Source organism: Bradyrhizobium sp. USDA3010 (assembly GCF_056429065.1).
Genome location: NZ_JBWJZD010000024.1, coordinates 81936 through 95552 on the forward strand (window position 1 = coordinate 81936; position 13617 = coordinate 95552).

Annotated in this window: 13 protein-coding genes; 4 read left to right on the forward strand and 9 right to left on the reverse strand. The window is 64.2% G+C overall.

All coding sequences use genetic code 11. From position 1 onward, the window contains the following. Positions 1-93 precede the first annotated feature (93 nt). The 4 genes from AC066Y_RS29660 to AC066Y_RS29675 all read right to left on the reverse strand — a co-directional run bounded on the left by AC066Y_RS29660 (position 94) and on the right by AC066Y_RS29675 (position 3735). A complete protein-coding gene (locus AC066Y_RS29660) occupies positions 94-711 on the reverse strand; it encodes a peptidoglycan recognition protein family protein (protein WP_478276997.1) in 618 nt (205 codons plus the stop codon). A 36-nt stretch (positions 712-747) separates the two neighbouring features. Next, entirely contained in the window at positions 748-1953 is a 1206-nt protein-coding gene (locus AC066Y_RS29665) for a GGDEF domain-containing protein (protein WP_478276958.1), read from the reverse strand. A gap of 633 nt (positions 1954-2586) precedes the next feature. Then, positions 2587-3198 (reverse strand): LysE family translocator, encoded by a 612-nt coding sequence (locus AC066Y_RS29670; RefSeq protein WP_478276959.1) that lies wholly within the window; start codon positions 3196-3198, stop codon positions 2587-2589. 135 nt (positions 3199-3333) lie between these two features. Next, positions 3334-3735: a response regulator gene (locus AC066Y_RS29675; RefSeq protein ID WP_478276960.1), complete on the reverse strand. Its 402-nt coding sequence runs from the start codon at positions 3733-3735 to the stop codon at positions 3334-3336. A gap of 159 nt (positions 3736-3894) precedes the next feature. On the opposite strand from AC066Y_RS29675, the gene AC066Y_RS29680 reads away from it, so the two are divergent. Further along, positions 3895-4761 carry an SDR family NAD(P)-dependent oxidoreductase gene (locus AC066Y_RS29680; RefSeq protein WP_478276961.1) on the forward strand — a complete coding sequence of 289 codons (867 nt, stop codon included), beginning with the start codon at positions 3895-3897 and terminating at the stop codon, positions 4759-4761. 261 nt (positions 4762-5022) lie between these two features. Here the strand turns inward: AC066Y_RS29680 and AC066Y_RS29685 are convergent, their stop codons facing one another. The 5 genes from AC066Y_RS29685 to AC066Y_RS29705 all read right to left on the reverse strand — a co-directional run bounded on the left by AC066Y_RS29685 (position 5023) and on the right by AC066Y_RS29705 (position 8821). Next, a complete protein-coding gene (locus tag AC066Y_RS29685) occupies positions 5023-5868 on the reverse strand; it encodes an FRG domain-containing protein (RefSeq protein WP_478276962.1) in 846 nt (281 codons plus the stop codon). A gap of 125 nt (positions 5869-5993) precedes the next feature. Continuing rightward, positions 5994-6800 carry a lytic murein transglycosylase gene (locus AC066Y_RS29690; RefSeq protein WP_478276963.1) on the reverse strand — a complete coding sequence of 269 codons (807 nt, stop codon included), beginning with the start codon at positions 6798-6800 and terminating at the stop codon, positions 5994-5996. Between the two features lie 84 nt (positions 6801-6884). Beyond that, positions 6885-7778, reverse strand: a complete 894-nt coding sequence (locus AC066Y_RS29695) for a DUF4231 domain-containing protein (protein ID WP_478276964.1) — start codon at positions 7776-7778, stop codon at positions 6885-6887. A 270-nt stretch (positions 7779-8048) separates the two neighbouring features. Then, positions 8049-8459, reverse strand: coding sequence for an ester cyclase (locus AC066Y_RS29700; RefSeq protein WP_212313292.1), 411 nt, complete (start codon positions 8457-8459; stop codon positions 8049-8051). A 17-nt stretch (positions 8460-8476) separates the two neighbouring features. Next, a complete protein-coding gene (locus AC066Y_RS29705) occupies positions 8477-8821 on the reverse strand; it encodes a hypothetical protein (protein ID WP_478276965.1) in 345 nt (114 codons plus the stop codon). A 164-nt stretch (positions 8822-8985) separates the two neighbouring features. Here AC066Y_RS29705 and AC066Y_RS29710 point away from each other — a divergent pair, with 164 nt between their 5' ends. From AC066Y_RS29710 to AC066Y_RS29720, 3 genes are all read left to right on the forward strand, one after another. After that, positions 8986-11850: a CHAT domain-containing protein gene (locus tag AC066Y_RS29710; protein WP_478276966.1), complete on the forward strand. Its 2865-nt coding sequence runs from the start codon at positions 8986-8988 to the stop codon at positions 11848-11850. A 152-nt stretch (positions 11851-12002) separates the two neighbouring features. Further along, positions 12003-13178 carry a DUF5677 domain-containing protein gene (locus AC066Y_RS29715; RefSeq protein WP_478276967.1) on the forward strand — a complete coding sequence of 392 codons (1176 nt, stop codon included), beginning with the start codon at positions 12003-12005 and terminating at the stop codon, positions 13176-13178. A gap of 128 nt (positions 13179-13306) precedes the next feature. After that, positions 13307-13543 carry a hypothetical protein gene (locus AC066Y_RS29720; RefSeq protein ID WP_092124162.1) on the forward strand — a complete coding sequence of 79 codons (237 nt, stop codon included), beginning with the start codon at positions 13307-13309 and terminating at the stop codon, positions 13541-13543. The last annotated feature ends 74 nt before the right edge of the window (positions 13544-13617 follow it).

Below are 13617 nucleotides of genomic sequence, written 5' to 3' on the forward strand. Positions count from 1 at the left end.
CCAAGCGTCGTTAACGCCAGTTCGGCTGTAGGATGAGTGGGTTTCCGCTTCGTCCCCGAAAGCGGGCGTCCTGGATTTTAATGAGTACGTGCCCTACTCGCCCCACTCTCGCGCCATGGTCGCGAGCGCGCAGCCCTCGCAATAGCGGGCGTCCTTGAAGTCGATCCAGTTGTGCGCGTAGACGCGCTCCAACGGGATGCCGTAACGCGCGCGCAGCAGCTTCACCAGCACCCGCCAGGCGGCGATCTGCGCATCGGTTGGGCCCTTCGTGACATCGGGAAAATTGCCGGCGAACTCGACGCCGATCGAGGTGTCCTTGTTCACCTGCCGATAGGTCTTGCTGTTGTCGACATACTTGTTGTCGTTGCGGTCGGCGCCGTCGGTATGGGTTGGGACCAGATTGTCGGCGACCGCCCAATAGACCGTGCCGTCGGTTTCGACCCAAACCATCACGCCGCGGCGGGTCGGGTTCTTGTGCTGCTCGGCGGCGCCATTTCGCGCCGAGCCGGCCGGGCCTTCGGTTTGGTGCACGATGATGTTGCGCCAGGGATGCGATTTGGCGACGTCGCCCCAGGGCGACAGCCAGACCATCCTCAAGCCGGGAATTTCCGGCGTGCCTTGCGATCGCGCGATCGCTGCAAGATCAGTTTCGGCCGATACGGCGGAGGACAGCACGAGCGCAAGGAGTGCGGTGAGCAGGCGAGGCATCATCACGGAGAGATCCAGTGTCGCCCCTCGTTAGCACGCTCAGGCGCGCTTGCGCTCCACGAGAGCGACCATATCGGACGGCAGCTTCGGCTCATAGGTCGCGTAGCCGTTCTTGCCACCCTTCTTGGCGTCGTAGAGCGCATGGTCGGCGGCGGCGACCAGGCGGTCGGGATGCAGTCCGATCTCGCGGGTCCATTGCGCAACGCCGATCGAGACCGCGATCGGAATCTCATTGCCGGTGCACTGCTCGGCGTCGGCGCGACAGACCTCCAGCACGCGGCGGGCAATCATGGCGCCCTCGCGTAGCGTCGAGGACGGCAGCACGATGCAGAACTCGTCGCCGCCGGTGCGGGCCAGCATGTCGCCCGGGCGGAGCCTTGTCTGCACCATCAGCGTGAAGTGCTGCAGGCAGGCGTCGCCGGCGGCGTGGCCATGGGTGTCGTTGATGCCCTTGAAGCCGTCGAGGTCGATCACCAGCAGCGCGAACGCCTCGCCGTTGCGCTCGGACCGGGCGCATTCCTCGGTCAGCCGCTGCAGCAGATGGCGGCGGTTGCCGACGCCGGTGAGATCGTCGAGCAGCGCGAGGTCGGCGACCTCGTTGCGCAGCCGGTCGATCGCCATCAGCAGGAAGCCGAAATTGAGCGCCATCGACAGGAACACCATCAGCAGGATCACCAGCGACTGGCTCGCACTGAAACGAACGAAGGAGAACTCGCCGGGCTGCAGCAAAGCGCCGACGAGGCGCAGCGCATAAATGCAGATCAGCACGGAGGCGACGATGCCGGCAAGGCGCGCGCCGGGGTTGACGCGGCCGTTCTCGGGCGACAGCAACAGCTTCAGCGTCAGCGCAAACGGCGTGACCTGGGCGACGGTGTAGACCAGGATGCGCATCGGCATGCTGTCATAGGCAAAGATGAAGACGCCGAGGCCGGCGAAGGCGAATGCGGTCGACAGCGCGGTGCTGCGCCAGCCGACCGGCTTGCCGTAGAAGCGCTCGATGCCCATCGCGGCAAGGCCGGCGGCGAACACCATCAGCGTCCCTGCCGCGAGCAGCGGCAGCAGCGAGTCCGTCATCATCACGCGAAGCATCGCGCAGGCGGCGCCGGCGGACGCGACGAAGGTGGACGCGGTCCAGAACCGCGCCGCACCGAAAGCTGGATAGCTGCGCGCGACATAGGCCCAGATCAGGCCGAGCGCGAGAAAATTGATAACGAATACCGTCCAAAGCGTCGGAACGCTCAACATCGCCCCTGTTCGAGACCCGTATCGGCCTCGCCTCTCCTGAATGACCGTCCGCCCGGGGGCGTTTCTCCCAATGGCAATCCCCGTTGCCTTGCGGGACAGGATGCGGCCGCGCCGCTTAACGGACTCTCACCCGCCACGCGCCAATCCGCGCTGTGGTTTTGAATTGATGAAGATCGGCGCACCGGCCGTTTGCGCGTCGTTAAGCATGACGGATGCGACGCCGCCGCGACGCGTGACACGCGCACACTGGCGAAAAACTGGCGAAAACACGTAACAGCTGTGGATAACACGATGACAGCGCAGTGACAGCACGCGGCAGCAGCCTCCGAATCTGCTGAGTTTGATACTGAGGATGTTGCGAGGCTGGCCCTCCGCCAAGCATGCCTCGGAGTCGCGTTCAATCCATGAAACCTTGAGAGGATACTATGGCTAAGAAAGCGAAGAAGGCGAAGAAGGCGAAGGCGAAAAAGGCCACCAAGAAGAAGGCCGCCAAGAAGTAACCAATTTCTCGCCCGGGTAGCGGCTCCTGCCCTGCCCGGGCACCCGATCCGGACCATCCAGGCAGGGACGCAAGGCAGCAGGCGCAAGGCCTGCTTTTTTATTGCCTGCCACAAGGCGCCAGGGAATGCGACGTCAGCGCTCCGCGAAGGCTAGCTTGGCGCCGAGCAGGGCAAAGCCCGCGGCAAAGCTGCGCCGCAGCCAGGCCATCACCTTCGGCCGGGTGATGACGCGGTCGCGCACCGACGCCGCGAACAGCCCGTAGACCGCAAACACCGCAAAGGTCATCGCCATGAACACACCGCTGAGCTCGACCATCCGCGCCAGCGGGTGGGGTTCGTCGACGGCGATGAACTGCGGCAGGAAGGCCAGGAAGAAGATCGACAGCTTTGGATTGAGAATGTTGATCAGGATGGCGGTCACGATCACCCGCCCGCTCGAGCGCGGCTTGATCTCGGTGTCGACGGCGAGCGCGCCGCGCTCGCGCAGCGCCTGCCAGGCCATATAGAGCAGATAGACCACGCCGCCCCATTTCAGCGCCGCGAACGCCATCGCGCTGGTGTGCAGGATGGCGGCAAGGCCGAGCATCGCCGCGATCATCTGCGGCACGATCCCGAGCGTGCAGCCGAACGCCGCCGCCACGCTCGCGCGCGCGCCCCGGGTCAGCGCCACCGCCAGGGTGTAGAGCACGCCGGTGCCGGGCGAGGCGACCACGATCAAGGTGGTCAGCAGGAAGGACCAGGTCATTTCAAAATCCCCAGGAACATCAGCCGCCAATATCACGTCCCGCCCCCGGGGCGGAAGCAGCCACCGGCCGGCGGCTGCTCCCCCGCGCTGACAACTCTGTTATGAGGGCCCTGGGCTTGTCAGGACCTGGTCCTGTCAGAACCTGCGGACCCCGCCGCCCGACAGCGCCGACGCCTTCGTCTCGGCGACGCGGATCACGTCCAGCGGCGCCCAGGGTTTTGCCCAGAACGTCGCGCCGTCAGGCAGGCGCTGCCGCAGCGGCTTGCCCGAGGTCACGATCACATCGAGATCGGGGCTGTAAATCTTGGCGACATAGGCGAGCTCGACGCCGGTCATGTTTCCGGCCAGCTCGACATCGGTCAACATCAGCACGACGCTGTCGCCGTTGCTCCGCAGCACCAATTCCGCGGCCTCCGCGCTCTCGCAGGAAATGACCTCGAACTCGCTCTCCTCGAGCAGCAATTCGATCATCTCGCGCTGCATCGGGTCGTCTTCGACAACCAGGGCCTTCGCACGACAGGGTCTCGATTGTCCCATGGCTGGGCCTCCCTTGAGTTGAATGCCTCGGTTTGAGAGTGTGACGAGGGTCAAACACCTGGGCGCTGGATAGTTCGGTTCCAATCTGAGAAAAGTGAGGAAACCCGCCGTGTTCCTCATGGCTCCCGCCACCCCTCGTTGAGATGGAGCTGACCTGACATGACCGCGATCTCTGGATCTGCCGCCGCCGTAACCGGGGCCGCCAGCGGCATCGGCCGCGCGCTCGCGCATGAACTGGCGCTGCGCGGTTGCGATCTGGCGATTGCCGACCGCGACGAGGCCGGCCTGCAGGCCGCCGCCGCCGAGATCGCCAAGGCGAGCCCGCGCAAGGTCACGGTGCATCGTCTCGATGTCAGCGAGCCCGGGCAGATCACGGCATTTGCCGAGGCCGCCGGCGCCGCCCATCCCGGGCTCAACATCGTCGTCAACAATGCCGGCGTCGCGCTGCTTGGCCAGTTCGACGAGATCGAGCAGGCGCAGATGGAGTGGCTGTTCAACATCAATTTCTGGGGCGTGGTGCACGGCAGCCGCGCCTTCCTGCCGCTGCTTTCACGGCAGCGCGAGGCGCATATCGTCAACGTCTCCTCGATCTTCGGCATTCTCGCGCCGCCCGGCCAGAGTGCTTACTGCGCAGCCAAGTTCGCGGTGCGCGGCTTCTCGGAAAGCCTGCGCCACGAGCTTGCGGTGGCGAATAGCCCGGTCCGGCTCTCCGTCGTGCATCCCGGCGGCGTCGCCACCAACATCGCGCGCAACTCGCGCACCGGCACCGGCATCACCGACAATGCCCGCCGCGCCGAATCGATCGAGCGTTTCGACGCGCTGGCCAAAACCACGCCGACCGCAGCCGCGCAGCGCATCATCGCCGGCATCGAGAAAAACCAGCCGCGCATCCTGATCGGCAACGACGCCCGCTTCATGGACCTGCTGCAACGCTTCCGTCCTGCGACCTACTGGAAGGTGATGCAGCGGATGATGGAGAAGACGGCGGCGCGGCGGCTGGCGCGCGAGGCGCCGAGGGCCGGTTGAATGTGCGGCGTCGCGGGGGTAGCCCGTGCATATAACCGGTGTCGTCCCTGCGAAAGCAGGGACCCCTACGCCGCAGCAGGCGTAGCGAGCGGGACTCGTCGTTCCGACATCGCGCAACAACCAACATTTTTGGTTATGGGTCCCGGGTCAAGCGTGGGACGACACTGAGGATGTTGCGCGGCCCGCGGGTCCATACACCTGCCTGCGAGTCACACATCCGCACTCGCGACACCATCAGCCCGGGCGCGCTGCGAAGCCTGATCACCCCAACTGCTTCTTCACCCCGAGCGCCAGCCGAAACAGCGGATCGCTCCGCTCCGACGGATAGAGCGCGCTCTTCGTCACCTGCGGGAAATTGTCGTTCTTCCAGAACGACGCCGGCGCGAACGAGAATTTTGCGACCAGCCGCCGGCCGAAATCCATCTCGTAGGGGAAATAGTTTTCCCTCTCGTCGGTGCCGGATACTTCAGGATATTCGCCGAGCAGATAACCCTCCTGGATATGCGGCCGCACCGCCGCAGGCGGGCAGACGCTGGAGAGGCGCACGATCTGCAGGCCGGCCTCGGCGCTCGCGGTGATCGCGCCGCTGAGGTTCGGCACGCCGAGCACATAGAGGAACGCGGTGCCGGTCTCCGCCAGCGACGCAAACGACGCCGCGATCCGGATCGAATGGGTGACATCGAGCAGCGGCGTGGTGCAGACCTCGTAGTGCTGCAGGATCGACCAGCGCAGGATGCGATGCCGCTTCAGCCGCTCCAGCCCAAGCAGCTTTGCTTTCGCGTATTCCGTAATCAGGATCTGCTCGGCGCGGGCCAGCGCAGCGAACCGCGCCGCCAGTGTCGCGCGGTCCGGATTGCCGCGGCCAGCCCGGAACAGCGTCGGCTTCAGCGACGAGTTGCGCTTGACGTTCCTGAAATCGGCGCCCTGGCCGCGGAACAGCAGCACATGGTCGCGGTTGAGGAATTGCAGCTCGGCGATCTTGGTCGCGAGCTCGAGATAGGAGCCGACGCGATGGCCCGGCCCCTCCCGCACCGCCGCGTTCTTCGCGATCTGGCATCCGCGGCGGTCGAAGAACGACCAGATTTTTTGGCTGCCGATGGTTTCCATGCCATCACCCGGCCATGTCAGCCGTCATTGCGAGGAGCAAAGCGACGAAGCAATCCATCGTCCCCCATATGTTGAAAGATGGAGTGCTTGGCTCGCAATGACGGCAGACGCAAAGGCCGCGCCCCTCACCGCCCGATGAGCTGATCGGCAAAATACCCGATGGTCTTGCGATAGATCACCGCCCTGTTCCACTCGCGCATCGCCTCGAAATTGGCGCTGCCTTCGCCATAGGGCGCGCCCATCTTGAAGCCGCTGGTATGCAGCAGGTTCGCGGTCGAGGCCAGCACGTCCGGCACCGAGTGGCGCAGATCGACATGGCCGTCGCCGTCGAAATCGACGCCATACTTGATGTAGGACGACGGCAGGAATTGCGTCTGCCCGATCTCGCCGGCATAGGCGCCGATCATGTCGTTGAGCCTGAGGTCGCCGCGCTGCAGGATCTTGAGCGCGGCGAGCAGCTCGCCCTGGAACAGGTCGGTGCGGCGGCAATCATGCGCCAGCGTGGCGAGCACGCGGAACACCGGCAGCTTGCCCATGTCGCCCTTGCCGAAATCGGTCTCCAGTCCCCAGATCGCGACCAGTATCTGGCGCGGCACGCCGTATTGCTGCTCGATCTTCGAGAGCAGCGCGGCGTGCCGCTGCAACATGGCGCGGCCGCCATTGATGCGCCCGGAGCCGACGCGGGTTGCGACATACTGCTCGAAAGTCTTGTTGAAGGTGTAGCGCTGCCGCCGGTCGAAGGCGAGCACCCCGCCGTCCTGCTGCACGCCGCCGAGCGCCTGGGAGATCACGTCCTGCTGGATGCCGGCCGCGGCCGCCTCCTGCGAGAACGACTGGACGAAGGCGGGGAAACTGCCGCCGCAGCGGGCGGCATAGGAGGGGGTGGCAAGCAGCAAGGCGCCGAACACAACCGCCAAACGACACCTCAGCATGCAACAATCCCTCCTGCTTCGAATGGCCGATCATGCCACGGCGCAAACGAGGCAGTCAAAGCGTCGGCACCGCCACTTGACCTCTCACGGGCTCGACGTCGCCCCGGGCTTGCCGGTGAACTTGGCGATCCAGGACATGTTTTCGGTCGCGAGGATGTTCTCGCATTCGTTGACGAAGTCCGACCATGACGGGCGCGGCCGATTGGTGCAGTCCTCGAGGCGCCGCGCCGTGGCACGATAGGTGGTGACCAGGAAATCGTAGCGCGAGGCTTCGACATGGGCGAGCACGGCACCGCCGAGCGTGGTCAGCACGGCCGTGAAGGCGACCATATCGAACGGAATACCGGCTATCACAGGCTTGGCTTCCACGCCGGCAACCGCGGTAAGCAGGGTTGCCAGTGCGGCGAGCGCGAATTCGACGTGCCGCAGACGCGATGCAATGACCTGATAGCGGGCGGCCCGCTTCGTGAACCAGCCGATATGCCCCTGCACGCGCTGCGTGACGTATTGCTGCTGTTGCAGGCCCTGGCGGGGCAGCGACCCCTGCCCCGCGGCCTGGACCAGCTGCGGCAGCAGGTCCTCACCATCGGCCTCGATCTTTCGACCCTCGTCATCAAGCAAGGCGTCCGCCCTGGCTGCGTCGTCATAGGGGGCTGCGCTGGCGGCAAAGCGATAGGCCTCCCGCTTCAGACGCTCCGAGATCGCGCGCGCACGCACCCAGGACGAGATACGATCGGCGCCGAGCAGACGCTGGGTGAAGAAGGTCGCGATGGCGAGGCTCACGGCGCCTGCGACCGCAACCGTGGTGCGCGGCGCCGTCGTGTTGTCCGGCAGCTGGCTGGCCACCGCGGCCAGGACCGCACCGAGCGACGACAGCCCGAACACCGACCAGCGCGCCCGGTCGATGGTCGATTTCAGCTGGTTTGCGGTCTCTGACCACTGCGCCTGGCGGTTCGCAATCGTGTCCAATATGGCCATCGCAAATATCCTCGAGCAACGCGCAAATTATTTCAGGACAACATCGGCTCCAGCAGCATGATCACAAAACAGGTCTTGGAATAATCGATATCCATGCTCGTTTCCAAATATCGTCGAGCAATTCAAAAGATCATTCTCATCCAATAGCAACCTTCGGTCAAGACAACCGGGGTACGAAATCCTGGCGTGCAGAAGACGCCGATCGGCGGCCCGCGGCGGTCGAAAGCGCCGCGGTGTATCGGAACAGCACAAAGGGATTGCGGTGGAAGCTCAGTCCTTGAGCTGCCGCTCCAGATCGACAAAGTCGATCTCCGCCCAGCGCTCGGAGATCTTGCCGTCGTGAATCCGCCAGAACGTCATGCCGCGGAATTCGACGTGGCGGCCGGTCGGGGCAATGCCGCGCCACGGGCTGCGGTGCCGGCCGCGCCAGACGAAGCGGCCGGCGACGATGTCGCGCTCGGCCACCAGGCATTCCGCCACCGCCGACAGATCGGCAAAGGTCTCATGCATGGCCGTCGCATGCGCGATCACTTCCTCCGCGCTCATCCGCTTGCCGGCGGCATGGTCGAAGAAGTCGGACGCCAGCTGCGCGCGGATCGCATCGGGATCGAGCCGATTGGTCACGGCGTCGTAATGCGCGAGCACCAGCGCCTTGTTGGCGTCGAGGGTGGCGTTGGACATCGGCGGGGCGCCTTCGATCAAAGGAAAAGTTGCAGAAAAGGAAGGATGCGCCTCATACGCGAATCGGGCGGGACGGTGCAAGTGACGATGGTCAGAAAAAGCCGCCGCTTTCGACCGGCGCGCGCTTCTATTCCGAAGCGAAAGGCGGTTGCCGGGAAAGTGCGATGACTTGCACGCGGCTGCCGCTCCCGAAGCCAGCCGATGCGTACGGCATAACCAGCCGGCATGCCAGAGGTAACATCGTCCGATCGCTTGACCATGCCGGTGGAACGCAAGCGGCGGCGCACGGGCATCCAGCGGCGCGTGCGCTGGAGCAATTCGGGGCGCGATGCGTGAACGCCGGAGGCATCGGCCGCGACCAAGAAGCACGAATTCGGCTCGCCGGTTCCGCGCCACGCGCGACCGGCTGCCGTGTCTTGTTCGTGCAAAAGCGCGCCGCTAAAGCGTCGTCAGCCTGTTGCGACGAAGCCGTCATTTGCGGGGAACGCGATCCGATGACGGACGATACGATGAGGATGCGCAAGCGATGACGATCACCGGGGGTTTCGTACGCGCGCGCAGGATAGCCGCATCGCTCTGTATCATCCTCGTGTTCGGCGCTGTTCTGAACCGACCGATCGATACCGCCGCAGCGCAGAGCTCCCCCGCCAAGCGCACGCCGGCGCAAGGCGCCGGCAGCAAGCAGGCGATCAGCGCGCAGATGAAGAACGCCATCGCGCTGACGCGCGGCGGCAAGATCGACGCGGGCTATGCACAGCTGCTTGCAGCGCTGGATGCGGCAGACAAGCTCGACGACGCGCAATTCGTCATGGAGCAATATTTCGACGCGACCGCCACGCTGCGCGCGGTCAAGCGCGACGATCTCGCCGAAAAACTGTTCGTCCGCGCGTTCCAGAGCAAGGCGGCAGCGCAGTCGCCGCCCGGCAATGCCGACGTGCTGCTGATGTACGCGATCCTCACATCCGACCACGCCAGGATCGCGGAGGCGGTACCGCTCTACATGAAGGCGATCGCCGCCTTCAACGCCTATTGGGGCGAGGGCTCCGAAGAATCGCTGATCGCCAACGACAAACTCGCGGTCGCGCTGTCGGCCAACGGCTCGGCGGCGTCGGCGACCAATCTCGGCCGGCACAATTTCGAGCTTTCCGAGAAGGCGCTGGGGCCCGACCATCGCACCACCTGGAAGCTCGCCAACAATTATGCCGACATGCTGCGCGAGATCGGCGCGCCGGCGAAGGCGCTCGAGCTCGACCTGTTCGCAATCGAGAAGCGCGCCAAGCATTACGGCGAGAACCATCTCAATACGCTGGTGACGGTCAACAACGCCGGACAGGATTTTCTCAATCTCGGCCGCTTCGGCGACGCCCGCCACTACTTCCGCCGGCATCGCGCGATCGCGACGGTGCTTGCGCCGAAGGATCCGAGCTTCGCCGGCCAGGCCGATGCGTGGCTGTTCTACACCGACATGCTCGCCGCCGGCGACGCCGCGATGCCGCAAGCCGACCTGGAGCGGCTGGAGGCGATCGTCGCCAATGAGGCGAATTTCGCGGACTTCCTGCGCATCAAGGCCGCGGTGCTGGCGGCCGGCAAGCGCGAGCAGCGCGGCGAGCGAGATGCGGGCATGCGGCTGCGCGAGACCGCGCTGGCGATCTCGACCCGCGCCTTCACCGCGCAGCATCCGCTCAGCTTCGAGATCAAGCTCGGCATCGCGGACGCCTTGATTGCCAGCGATCCGAACCGCGCGGTGCGCGCGTTCACCGCGCTCGACCGCGAGATGTTCGACTGGATGAAGCGCGAGGTCGGCACATCAGGCGATCGTGCGGTGGCGGAAGCGATCCGTGCCCATGCCGACCATCTGCTGTTCGCGTTCGGTCATTTCGCCACTGGGGCCGGGTCATCGGTGGCACAGCCGGCGTTTGCCGCCGCCGTGCTGCGCTGGAAGACGCTCGGCGGCGGCGATGCCACCGCGCTGCGCCGGCTCGAGACGCAAATGGCCGGCAAGGACGAGGAGACCGCGGCGCTGCTGCGCGCGGCGCTGCGGCTCAACGGCGAGAAGCAGGAGCTGTTCTCGTCGGGCAATATCGACGACTGGGCGAGGTCCGTGTGGCAGCGGCAGGACGCAGCCGGGAAGGCGCTGGGCAAGCGGCTCGACGCGATCGGCGTGAAGCTGCCGCAGGACCCGATCCGTCCCGCGCAACTGCTCGCGCCGCGGGAAGCCGTCATCAACTACTTCATCACGCGGCAATGGAAGGCGGACCGCCAGTCGAAGCAGCCGCTTGCCGCGACCGTGCTCTACGCCATCGTCGAGACCGCAACGAGCGAGCCGCGCGTGGTCGATCTCGGCGATCCCGGCCGGATGGTCGACACCGGCGTACGGACCGAGATCGCGCGGCTGCGCGCGACGCAGGCCGCCGCGCCGGATCGCGACGCCAAGATGGTGGACAACAAGACAGCAGACGACAAGGCAGCAGACGACAAGGCGCTCGACGACAAGGTGCTCGACAGCAAAGGCCGCTTCCAGAACCTCCGCGCGCGGCTGTTCGCGCCGCTGGAGCCTGCCCTGAAGGACAAGACCACGCTCTATGTGGTGCCCGACGGCTTCCTGTTTGCCGTGCCGTTCTCGCTGCTGCCCGGCGCCGACGGCGGCCTGCTGGAGGACCGCACCACGATCCGGATGCTGACCAGCCCCGACGCGCTGATCGCAATCCATGCGCGCGAGACGCTCGACCGGACGGGCGCGATGCTGCTCGCCGGCGGCATCGAATACGGTCAGCCGGGGCCGATGCCCCTGCCCGGCACGAAGACCGAAATCGAGGCGATCGCAAAACTCGCCCGCGCGCGCGGCGCGCCGGTCGAGTTGCTGACCGGGCGCGGCGTCAGCGAAACTGTGCTGCGCGAGGCGATCGGCAAGGCCCGCATCGCGCACCTGGCGACCCACGGCTTCTATCACGACAGCACGGCGTCCGGCCTCGACACGCTCTGGCAGAGCGGCATCGTGCTGTCCGGCGCCGGCGACAGCCGGTGGCCGCTGCGCGACGACAAGGACGGCTATCTCTATGCGTTCGAGGTGATGGACTGGGACCTGTCCGGCCTCGACCTGCTGGTGCTCTCGGCCTGCGAGACCGGCCGCGGCGACGAGAGTTTTGTCAGCGGCCTGCGCGGCCTGCCGACCGCGCTCGGCATCGCCGGCGCCCGCCGTGCGCTGCTGACGCTGTGGCCGGTCGCCGACGAGGGCACCGCGAACTTCACCGTGCGCTTTTATGAGCACCTGGCGGAGGGCCTGACCTATTCGGATGCGCTGCGCCTGACCCGGCGCGATGCGCGCGACGGCAAGGTCGCCGGCGCCAGGGACGCGAGCGTGTGGGCGGCGTTCGTGCTGTTCGAGGGCTGACAGACGAAACGATCTTGGATCAACATGTGGAATGCGGAGAATCGCAGCCGATTGGCATGGTGTCGATGATTTCTATGGGGCACACTTGCCGATCTACAAGTGATCTTTGGATCTAATGTGCGGCTCGTCTCCCGCGAATGAGAGTCCTGAACATGGGCCGCCCAACGAAGCGAAAATCAAGAACGCGAGACTTACCAAACCTATCTGAAGCCATCCAGCAGGCCGAGCATAGCTTCTTCGAAGCGATGCGCAGACCTCCTGGGGAGGGTGATCGCCTCTTCCATTGGAGCTACTGCTATTCGGACGCAGAGCATAGCGAGCGTATGATCGCGGACATGGTGCGGGCAAACACACCTCAGCGCTTGATCTATATCTTCGACAAAACTGGGTTCATGGTTTCGAAGCAAGGGTACAGACGGCTAACAAAGGATGAGAAAGAGGAAATCAGACTGGCAGGGCTACAGTACGACGCACTCGATCCACAGGATCAAGAGGACATTTACAAGCTGTCAGACTATGACGAGATGGCGATCGATAAAAATGATCCCCTCGGGAATGCTCTCTACATTTTTGGAAACTTCATTGAAAGAAACATCAACTCAGGGCATTACACGATCGACATCCAGCGATTTGTTTGTGCGTACCTAGTGGTCCGAGCATACAGGATCGTAAGGGCAATCTTTCGTTCACAAAAATATACGACCACCGAAGAAGCTCTCGTTCTGGTCAGATCTCTGTACGAAATCAATTGCAAACTGATCTACGCGACGCGCAGCAAACGAAACGCAAAATACTTACTCGACTCTGACTTTGGATTGAACTCGGGAAAATATAAAGTGCTCGTAAAAGACGGAAAACTGAAGAGAAACATATTGGTAAGCCGGAGGTCGGGAAAGCAAATCCCCCGAACGCGCAGCTTCTACGAGTACGTTTCAACTTCGAGATTTCAGCAAGACAAGGAGCTCTTCGAAGTTCTATACGAATACCTTAGTTCTTTTGTCCATTCGGGGTCACGCCACATCTCCAGAACATGGACCGACAACCGCACCGGATTCTTGCTGACGCACGACGATGACGAGAGTCTTAGAGTATTCGTCTCAATGCTCACGTGCCTGATTTCTTCGATGATCATGCAGAGCCTCCTATCGCTACAAAAAATTTCAGGAGTTTCGCGATGGGATATATCTCTATTTTGCTTCGCAACTCGACGCATAGTCCTGGACAGTTCGGCGCCCGTCGGCTCCGAATTGGAAGACTTATTCCCAAAGATGAAGGCTCGCGCAGCCGTTTTGCCCGCGAAGGTAAGGCGTTCTGTCAGCCAACCGTAATGAGATAGAAGAGCACGGCGGCGCAGGACCTACCGGGGATAATTACCGCTGCGGGTCCCAAGTGCTGCAAGCTCGTCGCAGCATAGAATTGCTTTGACTTCGACGCTCCGATCGGGGACAAGCCGCCCATGCCGAAAAAACCCGGGACCAATCCCAAAGGCGAATTTGCCTTCTTCAACGTCTTCTATGAAGACGGCTCGCAGCGCTCGAACCGCCGCGTGCCCTCGGAGCTGCTGGGCGGGCTGGACGGCGACGAGCCGGCGCGCGCCTTCCTGCGTGAGCAGGACCGCGAGATCGCCGAAAAGGGCGGCCGCCCGCCGCTCGAGATCAAGACCATCGAGCGCGTCGGCGCCAAGAAGAAGTAGCGGCGCGCGCGAAGTTTTCGCACCCCATCAGCAGCGGAGCAAGCGGCACCCCTCGCCCTAACCCTCCCCGCAAG

What these genes read in the sequence shown, in the direction of transcription:
- AC066Y_RS29700 (WP_212313292.1), bottom strand. Translation starts at nt 8,459, where the DNA reads ATGTCCAACGCCACCCTCGACGCCAACAAGGCGCTGGTGCTCGCGCAT.
- AC066Y_RS29715 (WP_478276967.1), top strand. Translation starts at nt 12,003, where the DNA reads ATGGGCCGCCCAACGAAGCGAAAATCAAGAACGCGAGACTTACCAAAC.
- AC066Y_RS29690 (WP_478276963.1), bottom strand. Translation starts at nt 6,800, where the DNA reads ATGCTGAGGTGTCGTTTGGCGGTTGTGTTCGGCGCCTTGCTGCTTGCC.
- AC066Y_RS29695 (WP_478276964.1), bottom strand. Translation starts at nt 7,778, where the DNA reads ATGGCCATATTGGACACGATTGCGAACCGCCAGGCGCAGTGGTCAGAG.
- AC066Y_RS29685 (WP_478276962.1), bottom strand. Translation starts at nt 5,868, where the DNA reads ATGGAAACCATCGGCAGCCAAAAAATCTGGTCGTTCTTCGACCGCCGC.
- AC066Y_RS29710 (WP_478276966.1), top strand. Translation starts at nt 8,986, where the DNA reads ATGACGATCACCGGGGGTTTCGTACGCGCGCGCAGGATAGCCGCATCG.
- AC066Y_RS29670 (WP_478276959.1), bottom strand. Translation starts at nt 3,198, where the DNA reads ATGACCTGGTCCTTCCTGCTGACCACCTTGATCGTGGTCGCCTCGCCC.
- AC066Y_RS29675 (WP_478276960.1), bottom strand. Translation starts at nt 3,735, where the DNA reads ATGGGACAATCGAGACCCTGTCGTGCGAAGGCCCTGGTTGTCGAAGAC.
- AC066Y_RS29720 (WP_092124162.1), top strand. Translation starts at nt 13,307, where the DNA reads ATGCCGAAAAAACCCGGGACCAATCCCAAAGGCGAATTTGCCTTCTTC.
- AC066Y_RS29680 (WP_478276961.1), top strand. Translation starts at nt 3,895, where the DNA reads ATGACCGCGATCTCTGGATCTGCCGCCGCCGTAACCGGGGCCGCCAGC.
- AC066Y_RS29660 (WP_478276997.1), bottom strand. Translation starts at nt 711, where the DNA reads ATGATGCCTCGCCTGCTCACCGCACTCCTTGCGCTCGTGCTGTCCTCC.
- AC066Y_RS29665 (WP_478276958.1), bottom strand. Translation starts at nt 1,953, where the DNA reads ATGTTGAGCGTTCCGACGCTTTGGACGGTATTCGTTATCAATTTTCTC.